The sequence below is a fragment of the Agromyces sp. NPDC004153 genome (genome assembly GCF_053603635.1).
This window is the reverse complement of record NZ_JBSGFY010000002.1, coordinates 654,032-670,791: the sequence shown is the minus strand read 5'-3', so window position 1 is coordinate 670,791 and position 16,760 is coordinate 654,032. Positions and strand designations below refer to the sequence as shown.

Sequence of the window (16,760 nt, the reverse complement as noted above, 5' to 3'; positions counted from 1 at the left end):
CGCACGCCGACGACCAGGAGCATCGATGGACACCGACCGGATCGCCGCGGACGCGGCGCGCGCTGCACGACCGTTCGCCGAGACCGAACCCCGCGCACGGGCGCAGGCGCTCGTCGCCGTGGCCGACGCGCTCGACGCCGCCTCCGACGAGCTCATCGCCGTCGCGATGCGCGAGACCGGGCTCGCCCAGGCCAGGCTCGCGGGGGAGATGCGCCGCACTTCCAGCCAGCTGCGGCTCTTCGCCGAGGTCATCGTCGACGGCGCCTACCTCGACGCGCGCATCGACGCGGCCGACCCCGACTACGTGATCGGACCGCGGCCCGACGTGCGCCGCGTGCTCGAGCCCGTCGGGCCGGTGCTCAACTTCGCCGCGTCGAACTTCCCGTTCGCGTTCTCCGTCGCGGGCGGCGATTCGGCGGCCGCGCTCGCCGCGGGGTGCCCGGTCGTGGTGAAGGCGCACTCGGGCCACCCCGAGCTCTCGCGCCGCACCGCGGAGGTCGTCACGGCGGCGCTCGCAGGAGCGGGCATGCCCGACGGCGTCTTCCAGCTCGTCGAGGGCCAGGAGCGCGGCGTCGCGCTCCTGCGCGACGACCGCATCCGCGCCGGCGCGTTCACGGGCTCGACCCACGTGGGGCGCCTGCTCGCGGACATCGCGGCGTCGCGCTCGCGCCCCATCCCGTTCTACGGCGAGCTCGGCAGCGTGAACCCCGTGTACGCGACCGCAGGCGCGGTGGCCGCCGACCCCGGGCTGCTGCAGGGCTTCCTCGGCTCGGTCTCCGGCTCCGCCGGGCAGCTCTGCACGAAGCCCGGCTTCCTGTTCGTCCCGGCCGACGCCGAGCTCGAACCGGTGGCGGATGCCGCGGCGGCCGTGCCCGAGCATCGCCTGCTCAATCCCGGCATCGGCCGAGCCTTCGAGGAGCGCCGCACCGCGGTCCTCGGAGCACCGGGAGTGACCGTCCTCGCCGAGGGCGCGGTCCGCGTCGACGAGGCCGACCAGCGCTTCGCGACGCCCACCGTCGTCGAGGTGGACGTGGACACGCTGCTCGCGCACCGCGACGAGCTGCTCGAGGAGTCCTTCGGGCCCCTGTCGATCCTCGTGCGGTACGCCGACGCCGACGTCCTGCCGGAACTGCACCGCGAGCTGTTCCCGGGCAACCTCACCTCGACCGTGCACGCGAGCGTCGACGAGCTGGCCGACGGGCGTCTCGCCGAGCTCGTCGACGTGCTGGCCGAGACGAGCGGGCGAGTGCTGTTCGGGGGGTGGCCGACCGGGGTGGCGGTGACGAGCGCCATGCAGCACGGCGGCCCGTTCCCCGCGACGACGACGGATGCCACGAGCGTCGGCACTGCGGCGATCACCCGATTCCTGCGCGGCGTCGCCTACCAGGGCGCGCCGCGGTCGCTGCTCCCGCCGCCCCTGCGCGACGACAATCCGTGGGGTGTGCCGCAGCGGCGCAGCGACGCCGGCCGATCCGGCGGATGGGGGAGCCTCTCGGGCGAGTACTGAGCGCGCGGATGCCGCGTGGTGCGCCGGAAGACGACCGGGGCACCCCGCACTCACCGCAGCGAGAAGCCGTCGGCGAGTGGGTCGCCCTCGTCGAGCTCGAACTCGCACCGGCCGACGCGGTACGCATGGCCCGTCACCTCGGGGATCACGCCGTCGGCGGTGCGCCCGGCGACGCGTGCGAGGAAGCGGGTGCCGATGATCGAGTCGTGCGTGAGGACCTCGCCCTCGCCGAGCACGCCGGTGTGCGCGAGCAGTGCGACGCGCGCCGCGGTGCCCGATCCGCAGGGGCTGCGGTCGACCTCGCCGTCGGCGAAGACGGTCACGTTGCGCTGCCACGGTCCGGCTTCGGTGCGACCCAGGTCGTCGACCCAGATCGTGCCGTAGACGCCCGAGAGGCGTTCGTCGTCGACCTGCGCTGCCGGGTGCTCGTTCAACGCCCATTTGATCTCGCGTCCGAGCCGGATGAGCTCGCTCGTGTGCTCGGGCGCGACCGAAAGGCCGACGGCGGCGGCCGGCAGGGTCGCGTACACGGCGCCGCCGAAGACGAGGTCCACGTCGACCTCGCCTCCGCTCGTCTCCAGGCGGATGCCGCGCTCGAGCACACGCGACTCGACGTTGCGGAACACGACGCCGGTCGTGCGGCCGCCCTCGCGCTGCACCCGTGCCTGCACGCGGCCGCTGGGCACGTCGATCGTCACGACGGCCTCGCCGTCGTCGGGCGCCGCGACCCGGCCGGTGCGCACCGCCCATTCGCCGAGCGCGATGGTGCCGTGCCCGCAGGCCGTCGAGAAGCCGTCCTTGTGCCAGAACAGCACGCCGAAGTCGGCTCCGTCGTCGTCGGGCGGGGTCAGGAACCCGCCGTACATGTCGTCGTGCCCGCGCGGCTCCAGGCAGAGGAACCGGCGAACCGCGTCGGCGTCGCCCGTCATCGCGTGCACGCGCCGCTCGGCGACGGTCGCGCCCGCGGTCGCGACGCCGTCGACGATGCGGAACGGCTCGCCCGCGGTGTGCCAGTCCTCGGTGCTCCAGTGCATCAGTCCGTCCTCCCGGCGCCGGCGGCGCCCGTCTCGAGTGCGAGCCTCGCGACCGCGAGGTCCTGCCACCCCATGCCGCAGGTCTTGAACACGCGCGGTCGATCGAAACGCACGGGGACGCGGCCGTCGAGGATGCGCGCCATCGGCACGACGGCATCCGCGGAGAGGTGCCCCTCGGCGACCGCCATGATGACGTCGCCCGCCTCGGCACGGGAGATCCGCTCGGTCTCGACGATGACCTGGGCGCGCGCGAGCAGGGCGCCCGGGAGCTCCCGCCGGTCGGGCTCGTGGGAGCCGACGGCGACGATCACGGCGCGGTCGGCGACGAGGTCGGCGGAGAAGAGCGGCTCGGCCGCCGTGGTGGCGCACACGACGAGGTCGGCGTCGGCGACGTCGGCCGCAGTGCCCACGTGGATCTCCGCCACGGGGGCGTAGGCGCGGGCGGCCTCGACGGCGCGCCCGGCCTTCGCGCGGTCACGGCCGACGAAGCGTACGCGACGCAGTCCACGGATGGCGGCGATCGCCTCGACGTGTCGGACACCCTGCGGGCCCGTGCCGAACACGACGAGCGAGGACGCGTCGGGCGTCGCGGTGATGTCGAGCACCGCCGCCGAGACCGCGGGCGTGCGCAGGCTCGTGAGCGCCGTGCCGTCGACGAGCGCGATCGGGGCCAGCGTGTCGCCGTCGAGCACGACGTGGACCGCCTGGATGCGCTCGAGGCCGCGCGCGGGATTGCCGGGGGCGACGGTCGCGAGCTTCTGGCCGGCGAGGCCGTCGATGGCGGACGGCATGAGCAGCAGCTGGCCGTTCGGCACGTCGACGATGGCGCGCGCCGGATCGTGATCGGGGTCGAAGCCGTCACGTACCAGCCGCTGGATGGCGCGGATCGCGGCGGACATCGTGACGCGACGCTCGAGGGCGTCGCCGTCGATGAGCTGGATGGAGTCGAGCACGCCGGGCATGAGGGTAGTCTAAAGAGTAATGTGTAATATGTCACGTAGCACCAACCCTCCTGTCATCGACCGGCCGATGCACGCGTGACCACCGCCGTTCGGCGGATTGGCGGGGCATCCGCGAATCTGCAAGAATGGTCAGTCGAGTTCTGTACCGCCCGACCCTCTATCCGGCGCGCAGAGCCTCATCAGAGCTTCCGCCGAGTGTGCACCCCACGCTCACGGCTGTCAGTTCGCCCACCTCACAACATTTCAGGAGAATTGTGGCTGTCAAGATCCGCCTCAAGCGCCTCGGCAAGATCCGGGCGCCGTACTACCGCATCGTCGTCGCCGACTCGCGCACCAAGCGCGACGGTCGTGTGATCGAGGAGATCGGCAAGTACCACCCCACCGAGAACCCCTCGTTCATCGAGGTCGACTCGGACCGCGCCCAGTACTGGCTCTCCGTCGGCGCCCAGCCGACCGAGCAGGTCACCGCGATCCTCAAGCTCACGGGCGACTGGGGCAAGTTCAAGGGCGACAAGGACGCGAAGTCCACCGTCCAGGTCGCCGAGGCCAAGGCCGCGTTCGTCGCCGACGAGTCGAAGAAGCCGGTCCTCAAGCCCAAGGCCGAGAAGCCCGCGAAGGCCGAGGAGGCCCCCGCCGAGGCTGCCGACGCCGACGAGACCACGACGGACGAGGCGTAGGCCTTGCTCCAGTCCGCGCTCGAACACCTCGTCAAGGGGATCGTCGATCATCCTGACGACGTGAAGGTCGTCACCGCGTCGAGCGCACGCGGCGAGGTCCTCGAGGTTCACGTGAACCCCGAGGACCTCGGTCGCGTGATCGGCCGCGCCGGTCGCACGGCGAAGGCGCTGCGCACCCTGGTGACCGCGCTCGCCGACGGTCGCCGCGTGCGGGTCGACGTCGTCGACACCGACGACTGACGTGGCGCGCGCACCCCGCACGCAGCTCAGGGTCGGCCGCCTCACCAAGGCCCACGGCCTCAAGGGCGCCATCAAGCTCGAGCTCTACACCGACGACCCCGAGCGCCGCTTCGTGCCGGGCGCGGAGTTCTCGCTGCAGGTGCCAGAGTCGTCGCCGTGGCACGGCAAGCACCTCACGCTCCGCGAGCTCCGCTGGTACAACGGCCATCCAGTCGGCTTCTTCGAGGGCGTCGACGACCGCACGGCGGCCGAGGGCCTCGTGAAGGCGATCCTCTGGGTCGAGCACGTCGACGAGGAGACGCCCGAGGACGACGCCTGGTACGACCACCAGCTCGTGGGCCTCACCGTCATGCGCGACGGCGTCGAGGTCGGCGAGGTCGTGCACGTCGACCACCTCCCGGCCCAAGACCTGCTCATCGTGAAGGCCCAGGGCCGCGAGGTCATGGTGCCGTTCGTGTCGGCCATCGTTCCCGAGGTCGACATCGCCGCAGGCACGCTCACCGTGACGCCGCCCGCCGGGCTGTTCGAGGAGCTCCCAGAGGAGCCCGAGGCGCCCGCCGCCGAGGGGAAGGGCGAGACGTCCGACGCCGAGGCGAACGCACCTGACGTGTCGGCCGCCGAGGGCGACGCCGTGGCATCCGACCGCGCCGACGATCCCGCCGAGTAGTGTCGGCCCATGCGGATCGACATCGTCACGATCTTCCCGTCGTTCTTCGACGTGCTCGACCTGTCGCTGCTCGGCAAGGCGCGGCAGTCGGGACTGATCGACGTCCGCACGCACGACCTCCGCGAGCACACGCACGATCGGCACCGCACGGTCGACGACACGCCGTACGGCGGCGGTGCGGGCATGGTCATGAAGCCCGAGCCGTGGGGTGAGGCGCTCGACGAGATCGTGGGCGACGGGGCATCCGATGCGCTGCTCGTCGTGCCGTCGCCCGCCGGCGAGCCGTTCACGCAGGCGACCGCGCGCGAGCTCGCCGCCGAGGCGCACCTCGTGTTCGCATGCGGCCGCTACGAGGGGATCGACCAGCGCGTCGTCGACCACTACGGCGAGCGGATGCGCGTGCGCCTCATCAGCCTCGGCGACTACGTGCTGAACGGCGGCGAGGTGGCCGTCATGGCGATGATCGAGGCGGCGGGCCGGCTCGTGCCCGGCGTCGTCGGCAACCCCGAGAGCCTCGTCGAGGAGTCGCACGAGGACGGCCTGCTCGAGTACCCGAGCTACACCAAGCCCGCATCGTGGCGCGGGCTCGACGTGCCGCCCGTGCTGCTCTCGGGCAACCACGGCGCGATCGCCGCGTGGCGGCACGAGCAGCAGGTCGAGCGCACCCGGCGCGTGCGGCCCGAGCTGCTCGACGACTGAGGCGCCACGACGCGATCGGATGCCGCGGCGGCGCGCCTGCGCCCCCCGGCCTGCCTGCCCGCCGCGCAGCCGCCCAGCGCAGGCGTGAGGCAGTCTTCACGTCCCGGAAACACGCGAGCCCCGCCTGCGAAACACGCCGTGCATAGCGTCGAAACCGGCGGCGAGACCGGATTCCGCCGGGAAGCGCGGGGCGGAACATGGTCGGGACGAGCGGTGCGGACGTGCCGGCGGACATACCCGGCATCCACCCTCTCCGGCTCGTCGCGGTCACACACGGCGCCCCCTCGGCGGAGAACCGCGAGGCCGTGATCCGGCTCGTCGACGCCGTCGCCTCCGAGCGGCCCGAGCTCGACGTGTCGATCAGCTTCGTGGATGCCGCGAACCGCGACGTCGCGGCATCCCTCGCGGCCGCCGCCGAGCCCGACGCGGTCATCGTGCCGCTCGTGCTCTCCGCCGGCTTCCACGTGCGCACCGGGCTGTCGCTCGGCCTCGACCGCCTCGGCGGCGGCGCACAGCTCGCCGACGAGCTCGGGCCCGACGACCGCATCGTCGCCGTGCTCGCCCGACGCCTCCGCGACCTTGGGCTCGACGAGGAGGACACCGTCGTGCTCGCGGCCGCCGGGTCCAACGACCCGCGCGCGGTGCGCGAGTGCTTCGAGACCGCACGACGGCTGGCTCAACGGCTCGGCCGACCCGTGACGGTCGGGTTCATCGCCGCGGCGATCCCGCGGCTGCCCGACGCGATCGAGATGATCCGCGAGGTGCACCCGGGCACGCGCGTCGTCGTCGGCGCCTACCTGCTCGCGCCGGGCACGTTCTACGACGCAGCTGCGGGCGCCGGGGGAGACCTCATCGCCGAGCCGCTGCTGCTGCCAGACGAGCCCGCGCCCCACGAGCTCGTCGAGCTCGTGCTCGAGCGCTACGCCGCGGTCGATGCGAACGACTGGGAGCCCGCCTGAGGGGCTGAGCGATCGCGCTCTCGGCCGCTCGAGGCGCTGCCAAGATCGCCGGCACCGTCGCTCACGCCGTGAGGCTGGGTGTCCCGTCCGCCTCCGCGACGCGCGCGAGCACCTCCGCTATCCGGCCCTTGCACCCGCCGCAGCCCGTGCCCGCGCGGGTGTCGCGGCCGACGCACTCGACGGTCGTGTTGCCGCACGCGGCCGACTCCTCGATGCGGCCCACGGTGACGCCGTTGCACCAGCACACGGTCGTCGCGGGCGCGAACGCGTCGGCGTCCTCGTTCGGGTCGTAGTCGGGCCCGTCGAAGCGCAGCAGCAGCGAGCGGTCGGCCGGGAGCTCGCCGCGGCGCTCGAACAGCAGCGTGAGTTCGGCGGCGGTGCGCGGCATCCCGACGCTCACGAATCCCGTGAGGGCGCCGTCCTCGGTGACCATCTTCACGTAGCGCAGGTGCTCGGGATCAGCCCACTGGGAGACCCGGCGGCGCGGGTGGAGCGCATCGTCGTCCCAGGGGTCGGCTGAGATGTCGCCGACCGCGACGACGTCGATGTGCTCGGCCTTGAGCATGACGATCGGGTCGCGCTCGGCGGGCACGGCGTCGGCTTCGTCTGCGCCGCCCGAGCGGCCCGCGGCCTCGGTCGCGAACGCCTCGGCGAGCCACGCGGCCTGGCGCCAGCCCGGGCCGATGAGGCCCGACGGCGCGCCGGGGAGCACGCGCTGCCCAGCGAGCTCCTCGGTGCGCTCGACGACCTGGGCGCAGTCTCCGATCGCGTACACGTCGGGGTCGCTCCACGACTGCAGCCGCGGGTTCACCACGATCCCGACGGCGGTGCGCAGGCCCGCGAGCGTCGCGAGCTCGTTGCGCGGGCTCACGCCGCACGAGAGCACGAGCAGGTCGCCGCGGAGCTGCTTGCCGTCGGCGGTCACGAGCATGTCGAACCGGCGGCGTCCCTCCTCGTCGGTGCGGAACGCGACCGCCTCGGCGCGGCTGTGCGCGATCACGGTGATGCCGGTCCGCCGCAGGGCCGCCCGCAGCACCTGGCCGCCGCCCCGGTCGAGGTTGCGCGGCATCGGGTGCGGGCCGTGGTGCACGACGCACACCTGCGCACCCGCGTGCGCCGCCGCGAGGGCGAGCTCGAGCCCGAGCACGCCGGCGCCGAGCACGATGATGCGGCGGCGCTCGCGCACGGCCTCGAGCACCCGCTCGGCGTCGGCGAGGTCGCGCAGCGCCGTGACCCCCGTGGGCAGGTCGTCGTCGCGCGCCACGAGCTGCCGGGCGTACTTCTCGAGCGACGCGAGGTCGCGGCGATGGCGCTCGACCCCGTCGAGCGTCGGGACGTTCGCTCGCGATCCGGTGGCGAGCACGAGCCGGTCGTAGGCGAGCTCCTCGCCGGTGCTGAGCCGCACGACGTGCGCGGCGCGGTCGATCGCGGTCGCGGCGACCCCGAGCAGCACGCGGGCGCCGGCCTCCTCGGCCTCGCGGTCGCCGACGAGCATGGCGTCGAGGTCGGTGTTGCCGACCGCGTACTCGGCGACGAGCACGCGGTTGTACGCCTCGACGTCCTCACCGGCGACGACCGTGAGTTCGACGGCGCCGCTGCGCACCGACGGCAGCAGCTCCTCCACGAAGCGGGCGCCGACCGGCCCGTAGCCGACGAGGACGATCCTGAGCGCGCTCATGCGGGGACCTCGGCTTCCGTGCGGCGAGCGGGGCTCGCGGGGTTCGTGGTGCGCGTGACGCGCACGACGTTGGTCTTGAACTCGGGCATCGCCGAGACCGGGTCCACCGCGTCGGAGGTGAGCAGGTTCGCGGCCTGCGCGTCGCCGTAGTGGAACGGCAGGAACACCGCGTCGGGCCGGATGTCGGTCGTGAGCCGTGCCCGCACGTGCACCGCGCCGCGATGGTTCGCGACCTCGAGGTCGTCGCCGTCGGCGATGCCGAGCCGGTCGGCGGTGGCCGGATGCAGCGAGGCGAGGGCCTCGGGCTGGGCGTCGAGCAGCTCGGGCACCCGCCGTGTCTGCGCGCCGCTCTGGTAGTGCTCGAGCAGCCGCCCGGTGACGAGGGTCACCTCGTCGTCGCCCGGCCGCGGCCGCGCCGACTCGCGCACCGACACGGCCACGAGACGGGCGAGCCCGTCGGGGTGCGCGAACCGCTCGGCGAACAGGCGAGGTGTCCCGGCGCTGCCGCGAGGGTATGGCCAGTACGCTTCCTCGCCGCGGTCGAGCATCGCGTAGTCGATGCCCGAGTAGTCGGCGATGCCGCCCTCGGATGCGAGGCGCAGCTCCTCGAAGACACGCTCGGGGTCGGTGTCGAACGCGGCGGCGCAGTCGAGGCGCCGTGCGAGCTCCGCGAGGATCCACAGCTCGTCGCGCACGCCGGCGGGCGGCGTGATCGCCCGGCGGCGACGGATGACGCGTCCCTCCAGGTTCGTCATCGTGCCCTCCTCCTCGGCCCACTGCGTGATCGGCAGCACGACGTCGGCGAGGTCTGCGGTCTCGGAGGGGAAGAAGTCGCACACCACGAGCAGGTCGAGCCGCTCGAGGCCGGCGCGCACGGCGTCGACGTTCGGCGACGACACCACGAGGTTCGATCCGTGCACCATGAGCGCGCGCACGCCGCCCGGCCGCCCGAGCATCTGCAGCAGCTCGACCGCGGGGACGCCCGGTCCGGGGATGTCGTCGGGGTCGACGCCCCAGACTCGAGCGACATGCGCGCGGGCCTCGGGGTCGACGATCTTGCGGTAGCCGGGCAGCTGGTCGCACTTCTGGCCGTGCTCGCGACCGCCCTGGCCGTTGCCCTGACCGGTCAGGGTGCCGTAGCCGCTGCCGGAGCGTCCCGGCAGGCCGAGCAGCAGCGCCAGGTTGATCGCGGCCGTCGCGGTGTCGGTGCCGTCGACGTGCTGCTCGACGCCCCGGCCCGTGAGGATGTAGGTGCCCTCTCCCGAGGCGAGCCGTCGTGCGAGCCGGCGCAGCGTGAGCGCCGCCACGCCCGTGACCGACTGCACGCGCTCGGGCCACCACGACGCCACGCTGCGGCGGAGGCGGTCGAACCCCACCGTGCGCGCACCGATGTAGGCCTCGTCGACGAGCCGCTCGGCGATCACGACGTGGATGAGGCCGAGCAGCAGCGCCAGGTCGGTTCCGGGCGCCGGCTGCACGTGCAGGCCCTTCCCCTCCTCGGTGAGCCGCGCGGTCGCGGTGCGCCGCGGGTCCACGACGACCAGGCCGCCGGCGGCCTGGGCGCCCGCGAGGTGCCCGATGAACGGCGGCATCGTCTCGGCCACGTTCGTGCCGAGCAGCAGGATCGTGGACGCACCGTCGAGGTCCTCGAGCGGGAACGGCAGTCCGCGATCGACGCCGAACGCGCGATTGCCGGCCGCCGCGGCCGACGACATGCAGTACCGACCGTTGTAGTCGATCCGGCTCGTGCCGAGCGCGAGCCTGGCGAACTTGCCGAGCAGGTAGGCCTTCTCGTTCGTGAGGCCGCCGCCGCCGAACACGCCGACCGCGTCCGCGCCGTGCGCCGAGCGGATGTCGCGCAGCCGCGCCGCGACGAGGTCGAGGGCCTCGTCCCAGCTCGCCTCGCGCAACGCGCCGTCGGCGCCCCGCAGGAGCGGGGCGCCGAGGCGCGAGGGTGCGCGGAGCAGCTCCGCCGAGGTCCAGCCCTTCTTGCACAGTCCGCCGCGGTTCGTCGGGAAGTCGCGGCCGGCGACCGTCACGGGCGGGGTCGCGGCATCCGCTGCGGCATCCGTCGGGGTGAGGGTCATCGCGCACTGCAGTGCGCAGTACGGGCAGTGCGAGTCGGCGGGACGGTTCATGCGGCCTCGATTCAGATCTTGTGCGCGCCCAAGCGGCTGGAGCGCACGTAGACGACATAGGTGAGCACGAGGAGCCCGGCGTACCCGGCGATGAAGCCGACGAACGCGCCGGCGTAGCCGCCGGTGGCCTGGAACGAGAGGTTCAGCGCCTGCGGGATGAGGAAGCCGCCGTACGCCCCGATCGCGGAGATGAGGCCGAGCGCGGCGGCCGCCTTGCGCTTGCGGGCGGTCTCGTCGCCCGAAGCGCGAAGCGCGAAGACGATCGGCACCATGCGGTACGTCGAGCCGTTGCCGACGCCCGCCGCCGCGAAGAGCAGGAGGAACAGGCCCAGGAACAGCCAGAAGTTGCCGAGCGGCAGCGTGAGCAGCACGCCGACGGTGATCGTCGCCATGCCCGCGAAGGCGACCATCGTGATGCGGGCGCCGCCGAACCGGTCGGAGAGCCGCCCGCCGAAGGGGCGTGCGAGCGACCCCACGAGCGCGCCGAGGAACGCCAGGCCGATGGACGTGCCGCCCACGGCGAAGGACGAGAACTCGGGGAACTGGTCGGCGATGAGCTTCGGGAACACGCTGGCGAAGCCGATGAACGAGCCGAAGGTGCCGATGTAGAGGACGGACATGAGCCAGAGGTGCGGCTCCTTGAGCGCTGCGGCGGAACCGGAGAGGTCGGCCTTGGCATTCGAGAGGTTGTCCATGTAGCGGTAGGCGCCGAACATCGCGAGCAGGATGAAGGGGACCCAGATCCAGCCGGCGACCGGCAGGTTGAGGGTCGCGCCCGCGCCGATGCTGATCGCGATCGGCACGACGAACTGGGCGACCGCGGCGCCGATGTTCCCGCCGGCGGCGTTGAGGCCGAGCGCCCAGCCCTTCTCCCGCTGGGGGTAGAAGTAGGTGATGTTGGACATCGAACTGGCGAAGTTGCCGCCGCCGAAACCGGCCAGGGCAGCGGCCGCGAGCAGCACGCCGAAGGGCGTGTCGGGATTCGACACGCACAGGGCGAGCGCGATCGTCGGTGCGAGGAGCAGGCCGGCCGAGATGATCGTCCAGTTCCGGCCGCCGAAGATCGGGACGAGGAACGAGTAGGGGATGCGCAGCGTCGCCCCGACGAGGCTCGGGATGGAGATGAGCCAGAAGATCTCACCGGTGCTGAGGTCGAATCCGGCGTCCGGCAGCGTCACGGCGACGATGCTCCAGAGCTGCCAGACGACGAAGCCGAGGAACTCGGCGAAGATCGACCAGTTGAGGTTGCGGCGCGCGATCGCGCGGCCCTGGGACGCCCACTGCGTGGAGTCCTCGGGGTTCCAGTTGTCGATCCAGCGGCCCGGCCGGGTGGCGAGCGCGGGCGCGGTGGACTCGGGGGCCTGCTGGGGTGCGCCGTGCGGCGGAGCGGAGCTCAGGGTCTCGGTCATCGGTGCCTCCGGGGGTGTCGGTCACGTGGTGGAACTCGTGCAGCCGACGCTATGGGCGGCGTGTTTCCTCGGATCGGTCCGGTGGTAAACCCTGCGTCTCGACCTGCTCACCCGGGACGGGCGTCCGTGTGAGGTCGTTCTCAGACATCGATCCGGTACCCGCGCTTGACGACGGTGGCGATGAGCCCGGGCACTCCGAGCGTCTGGCGCAGGCGGCTGAGGGCGACCTCGAGCGCATGCTCGTCGTTCGTGCCCGGCAGGCCCGACGCGAGCCGTTCGCGGCCCACGACCGAGCCGCGGGCCTGCACGAGCGTGCGGAGGATCATGAGCGCGACGGGGGCGAGGGAGACCCGTCGTGCGTCGACGTCGACGACCGAGCCGCGCAGCGCGAGCGGCCCGTGCCGGGTGTCGAGCCGGAGGACCCGCGTCGACTCGAGGTGCTCGCAGACGAGCCGGATGAGCGCCCCCATGCGGAACCGCTCGGGCTGGATCGGCACGATGCCGGCCGCGACGAGCGGCTGCGCGGTGACGGGCCCGACGGCGGCCGCGACCACCGGCCCGCACATCGCGTCGACGAGGTCGTCGTAGCGGCCCCGGGCCTCGGCGGCGCCGAACAGGGCGTGCACGGCCGGCGCGCTCGTGAACGTGATGCAGTCCAGGCCGCCCGTGCAGGCGGCCTCGATGAGCCGGTCGACGCGGTCGTCGCCGTCGTCGGGCTGCACCCACCGGTACGGCTCGACCGTGAGCACGCGGTCGTGCGCGTCGCGCAGCCGGTCGAGCTGCGACGGGTTGAGGAACCCGTGCAACTGCACGGCGACCGTGAGCCCGGACGGGTAGTTCGCGAGCACCTCGTCGATGAGGGACTCGGTGGTCTCCTCCGCGCTCATGCCCACGTCGTTGAGGCCGGCGGCGCGCACGCCGCCGCGCGCCTTGGGGCCGCGCACGAGGATGGCCGTGTCGGCGAGCGCGTCGACGAGGTCCTCGCCGAGCCCCGCGGCATCCGCGACCTCGAACCAGCGGCGCACGCCGTAGGCGGTCGTCGCGAGGAGCACGTCGGGCCGGGCCGCGATGATCGCCCGCGTGTCGGCGATGACGGGATCGTCGGAGATCGCGTTCGTCATGCGCAGCGTCGGCGCGTGCACGACCTGCGCGCCGCGCCGGGCGAGCGCGTCGATGAGGTCGGCGGAGCGGCGGTCGCTCGTCACGCCGATCCGGAATCCGGCCAGCTGGTCGGGCCGGAAGCCCGGCGCGCATTCGAGGACGTCGGTCACGTCGCCACCGCCGCGTAGCCGGCCGCGCGCTCCATGAGCTCGGATGCCGCGGCGTCGCCGTCGTGGGCGAGCCGCACGACCTCGCCGACCACGACCACGGCGGGCGATGACACGCGCGCCCGTCCGGCCGCCCAGACGATGTCGGAGAGGTCGCCGACGGTCGTGCGCTGGTCGGCGCTGAAGCCGCGCTCGATGATCGCGACCGGCATGCCGGCCGGCATGCCGGCGCGCGCGAGACCCGCGGTGAGCGAGGGCAGCGAGTTGACGCCCATGAGCACGACGATCGTGCCGCCGAGCCCGGCGAGGTGCTCGAGCTCCGCGTCGGTGAGCGGGGCGTTGCCCGACACGACCGTGAAGAGGTGGCTCACGCCCCGGTGCGTCAGCGGGATGCCCGCGGCGCCCGGCACGGCGACGGCGCTCGTCACGCCCGGGATCACCTCGACCGGCACACCGGCGCGGTGGCACGCGAGCACCTCCTCGCCGCCGCGGCCGAGGACGTACGGGTCGCCGCCCTTGAGGCGCACGGCGTGCCGCCCGGCGAGCGCGTGCGCGACGAGAAGCCGCTCGATCTCGTGCTGGGGGATGGCGTGGTGGCCGGGTCGCTTGCCGACGTCGACGAGCTCGGCGTTCGGCGCGAGCTCGGGCAGCCCGTCGTGCGGCGCGAGCCGGTCGTAGAGCACGACGTCGGCGGCCGCGAGGGCACGCACCGCGGCGAGCGTGAGCAGGTCCTCGCGGCCGGGGCCGCCGCCGACGAGGGTCACCCGGCCGGTCATGCGTCGGCCCCCCGCACGGGGATCGTGGTGCCCGCGACGAGCACGGCCTCGCCGCGCTCGCGCTCCTCGGCGGTCGCCGGCCGGAACTGCCCGCGCTCGGGGACGCGGGCCACCGACGGGTCGGGCGTGCCGGGCGCGTTCACGAATGAGCGGAACCGTCGGAGTCGCTCGGGATCGGCGAGGGTCGCCGCCCACTCGTCCTCGTAGGTGTCGACGTGCTTGGCCATCGCCGCCTCGAGCTCCTCGGCCAGGCCGAGCGAGTCCTCGACGACGACCTCTCGCACGTGGTCGAGGCCGCCCTCGAGGTCCTCCATCCAGCGTGCGGTGCGCTGCAGCCGGTCGGCGGTGCGGATGTAGTACATCATGTAGCGGTCGATGTAGCGGATGAGCGTCTCATCATCGAGGTCGCTCGCGAGCAGCTGCGCGTGCGCCGGCTGGAACCCGCCGTTGCCGCCGACGTAGAGGTTCCAGCCCTGGTCGGTGGCGATGACGCCGACGTCCTTGCCGCGGGCCTCCGCGCACTCGCGCGCGCAGCCCGAGACGCCGAACTTCAGCTTGTGCGGCGAGCGGAGCCCGCGGTAGCGCAGCTCGAGCTTGATCGCCATCGCGACCGAGTCCTGCACGCCGTAGCGGCACCAGGTCGAGCCGACGCAGCTCTTCACGTTGCGCAGCGACTTGCCGTAGGCCTGGCCCGACTCGAACCCGGCGTCCACGAGGATCCTCCAGATGTCGGGCAGCTGGTCGAGCCGGGCGCCGAAGAGGTCGATGCGCTGGCCGCCCGTGATCTTCGTGTAGAGCCCGAACTCCATCGCGACCTGTGCGATGACCGCGAGCTTCTCGGGCGTGACCTCGCCGGCCGGGATGCGCGGGACGACCGAGTACGTGCCGTCCTTCTGCATGTTCGCCATCGCACGGTCGTTCGTGTCCTGCAGGCCGCCGCGGCCGCCGTCGAGGATGTACGAGCCGTGCTGCGACGCGAGGATCGAGCCGACGACGGGCTTGCAGACGTCGCAGCCGCGGCCCGTGCCGAGCCGGCCGATGATCTCCTCGAACGAGGTGAGCTCGAGCACGCGCACGCTCTCGAAGAGCTCCTGCCGCGACAGCTCGAAGTGCTCGCACAGCGCGCGCGAGATGGCCTGGCCCGACTTCGTGAGCTCGGACTCGAGCAGCTTCTTCACCAGCGGCACGCACGAGCCGCACTGGGTGCCCGCCCGGGTGCACGTCTTGAGCGCGCCGAGCTCGGTGCAGCCCTCCTCGTGGCCGACGCCGTTCACCGCGTCGCGGATCGTGCCAGCCGTGACGTTGTTGCACGCGCACACGAGGGCGGCCGCGGGGAGCTCGTCGCCCGCGGGCGCCTCCATGCCCGAGGCCGACAGGTAGGCGGCGGGCTCGGCCGACAGCTCGGTGCCGAGCAGCGGACGCAGCGAAGCGTACGGCGACGCGTCGCCCACGAAGATGCCGCCCAGGAGCGTCTTCGCGTCGTCGGTCATGACGAGCTTCTGGTACAGGCCGCGCGCCGGGTCGGCGTAGACGATCTCGAGCGCCTGCTCGGTGCGGGCGAGCGCGTCGCCGAAGCTCGCGACGTCGACGCCCGAGAGCTTGAGCTTCGTCGCGTCGTCGACGCTCGTGAACTCGGCGGCGCCGCCGAGCAGGCGGTCGGCCACGACCTCGGCCATCGCGTTCGCGGGCGCGACGAGGCCGGTGCAGCGGCCCTCGAAGCTCGCGACCTCGCCAATGGCCCAGATGTTCGCGACGGATGACGCGCAGGAGGTGTGGATCGCGACGCCGCCGCGCGGGCCGAGCTCGAGCCCGAGGTCGCGCGCGAGCTCGTCGCGCGGGCTGATGCCGATCGCGAAGACGATGAGGTCGCAGGCGATGAGGCGTCCATTGGTGAGCTGGACGGCCACGACCGCGCCGTCCTCGACGACGACCTCGGCCGGCCGCGTGCCGAGGTGCAGGCCGATGCCCTGTCCGGCGATGATCCGGCCGAGCGCGCGTCCGGCGCCCTCGTCGAGCTGGGCCGACATGAGCCAGCCGCCCGAGTGCACCACCGCGGCGTGCGCCCCGAGCTTCGCGAGTCCGCCGGCCGCCTCGAGGCCGAGGAGCCCGCCGCCGGCGACGACGACCTGCGCGGGCCGTCCGTGGCGCTCGGCGAGCTCGCGCGTCTCGGCGACGAGCGCGTCGACATCGTCGATGGTGCGGTAGACGCGGGCGTGATCGCGGCCCGGGAGATCGGGCACCGGCGCGCTCGAGCCGGTGGCGAGCACGAGCTCGTCCCAGGGCAGCACCAGTCCACCCGAGGTGGTCGCCGTGCGCGACGCCGCGTCGACCGCGACGACGCGCTCGCCGGTGACGAGCCGGGTGTGGCCCTCGTCCCACATCGCGGTGGGCTCGAGCGTGAGGTCGGTCGCGGCATCCGCCAGTCTCGTGCTGAGCGCCACGCGGTCGTAGGGGCGGTGCAGCTCCTCGCCGACGACGGTCACGCGGAGGGTGCGCTCCTCGTCGCGGGCGTGCAGGCTGTCGGCGAGGCGGTGCGCGGCGGGTCCGCCGCCGACGATGACGACGTCGCGGACCCCGGCGGGGGTGTGGGTGGTCTCGGTCATGGGGGCCTCCATGGCTGGGAATGCAGGCGACGTTACGACCGGCCCGTTTCCGCCCTGTTACGGCGACGTAACCGCGTGGGCACGCATCCGCACATGCGATGGGTGCCGATGTGAGGGGAGTTTCACGTCGGGGTAACACCCGG

14 protein-coding genes are annotated in these 16,760 nt (G+C 73.2%); 6 read left to right on the top strand and 8 right to left on the bottom strand.

Annotation, left to right across the window (positions count from 1 at the left end; genetic code table 11):
• The first annotated feature begins 25 nt into the window (after positions 1-25).
• The gene (locus ACWEOH_RS17095; protein WP_452032978.1) at positions 26-1,507 is read left to right on the top strand and encodes an aldehyde dehydrogenase (NADP(+)); all 1,482 of its coding nucleotides are present in this window, start codon (positions 26-28) and stop codon (positions 1,505-1,507) included.
• Between the two features lie 50 nt (positions 1,508-1,557).
• Here ACWEOH_RS17095 and ACWEOH_RS17090 read toward each other — a convergent pair whose 3' ends face one another.
• Both ACWEOH_RS17090 and ACWEOH_RS17085 read right to left on the bottom strand, forming a co-directional pair.
• Positions 1,558-2,541 carry a proline racemase family protein gene (locus ACWEOH_RS17090; protein ID WP_452032977.1) on the bottom strand — a complete coding sequence of 328 codons (984 nt, stop codon included), beginning with the start codon at positions 2,539-2,541 and terminating at the stop codon, positions 1,558-1,560.
• Positions 2,541-3,503 (bottom strand): ornithine cyclodeaminase family protein, encoded by a 963-nt coding sequence (locus ACWEOH_RS17085; RefSeq protein ID WP_452032975.1) that lies wholly within the window; start codon positions 3,501-3,503, stop codon positions 2,541-2,543. Before ACWEOH_RS17085 ends, ACWEOH_RS17090 begins: the two co-directional genes overlap by 1 nt.
• 254 nt (positions 3,504-3,757) lie before the next feature.
• Here ACWEOH_RS17085 and rpsP point away from each other — a divergent pair, with 254 nt between their 5' ends.
• The 5 genes from rpsP to ACWEOH_RS17060 all read left to right on the top strand — a co-directional run bounded on the left by rpsP (position 3,758) and on the right by ACWEOH_RS17060 (position 6,745).
• Positions 3,758-4,180: a 30S ribosomal protein S16 gene (gene rpsP / locus ACWEOH_RS17080; protein ID WP_148734737.1), complete on the top strand. Its 423-nt coding sequence runs from the start codon at positions 3,758-3,760 to the stop codon at positions 4,178-4,180.
• Between the two features lie 3 nt (positions 4,181-4,183).
• The gene (locus ACWEOH_RS17075; RefSeq protein ID WP_148734738.1) at positions 4,184-4,420 is read left to right on the top strand and encodes an RNA-binding protein; all 237 of its coding nucleotides are present in this window, start codon (positions 4,184-4,186) and stop codon (positions 4,418-4,420) included.
• Between the two features lies 1 nt (position 4,421).
• Entirely contained in the window at positions 4,422-5,087 is a 666-nt protein-coding gene (gene rimM / locus ACWEOH_RS17070) for a ribosome maturation factor RimM (protein ID WP_452032972.1), read from the top strand.
• 9 nt (positions 5,088-5,096) lie between these two features.
• Positions 5,097-5,786 carry a tRNA (guanosine(37)-N1)-methyltransferase TrmD gene (trmD, locus tag ACWEOH_RS17065; protein ID WP_452032970.1) on the top strand — a complete coding sequence of 230 codons (690 nt, stop codon included), beginning with the start codon at positions 5,097-5,099 and terminating at the stop codon, positions 5,784-5,786.
• Between the two features lie 221 nt (positions 5,787-6,007).
• A complete protein-coding gene (locus ACWEOH_RS17060; RefSeq protein ID WP_452032968.1) occupies positions 6,008-6,745 on the top strand; it encodes a sirohydrochlorin chelatase in 738 nt (245 codons plus the stop codon).
• Between the two features lie 61 nt (positions 6,746-6,806).
• Here the strand turns inward: ACWEOH_RS17060 and ACWEOH_RS17055 are convergent, their stop codons facing one another.
• The 6 genes from ACWEOH_RS17055 to nirB form a co-directional block, all read right to left on the bottom strand.
• Positions 6,807-8,423 (bottom strand): FAD-dependent oxidoreductase, encoded by a 1,617-nt coding sequence (locus ACWEOH_RS17055; protein ID WP_452032966.1) that lies wholly within the window; start codon positions 8,421-8,423, stop codon positions 6,807-6,809.
• Entirely contained in the window at positions 8,420-10,561 is a 2,142-nt protein-coding gene (locus ACWEOH_RS17050) for a molybdopterin oxidoreductase family protein (protein WP_452032964.1), read from the bottom strand. Before ACWEOH_RS17050 ends, ACWEOH_RS17055 begins: the two co-directional genes overlap by 4 nt.
• Positions 10,562-10,572: 11 nt before the next feature.
• Complete coding sequence (locus ACWEOH_RS17045) at positions 10,573-11,970, bottom strand: MFS transporter (RefSeq protein WP_452032962.1); 1,398 nt, start codon at positions 11,968-11,970, stop codon at positions 10,573-10,575.
• A 140-nt stretch (positions 11,971-12,110) separates the two neighbouring features.
• Positions 12,111-13,241: a uroporphyrinogen-III synthase gene (locus ACWEOH_RS17040; protein ID WP_452032960.1), complete on the bottom strand. Its 1,131-nt coding sequence runs from the start codon at positions 13,239-13,241 to the stop codon at positions 12,111-12,113.
• On the bottom strand, positions 13,238-14,014 hold the full coding sequence (gene cobA / locus ACWEOH_RS17035; protein WP_452032958.1) for a uroporphyrinogen-III C-methyltransferase: 777 nt from the start codon (positions 14,012-14,014) through the stop codon (positions 13,238-13,240). The genes ACWEOH_RS17040 and cobA overlap by 4 nt, the downstream gene beginning before the upstream one ends.
• Positions 14,011-16,617, bottom strand: coding sequence for a nitrite reductase large subunit NirB (nirB, locus tag ACWEOH_RS17030; protein WP_452032956.1), 2,607 nt, complete (start codon positions 16,615-16,617; stop codon positions 14,011-14,013). Before nirB ends, cobA begins: the two co-directional genes overlap by 4 nt.
• Positions 16,618-16,760: the final 143 nt, after the last annotated feature.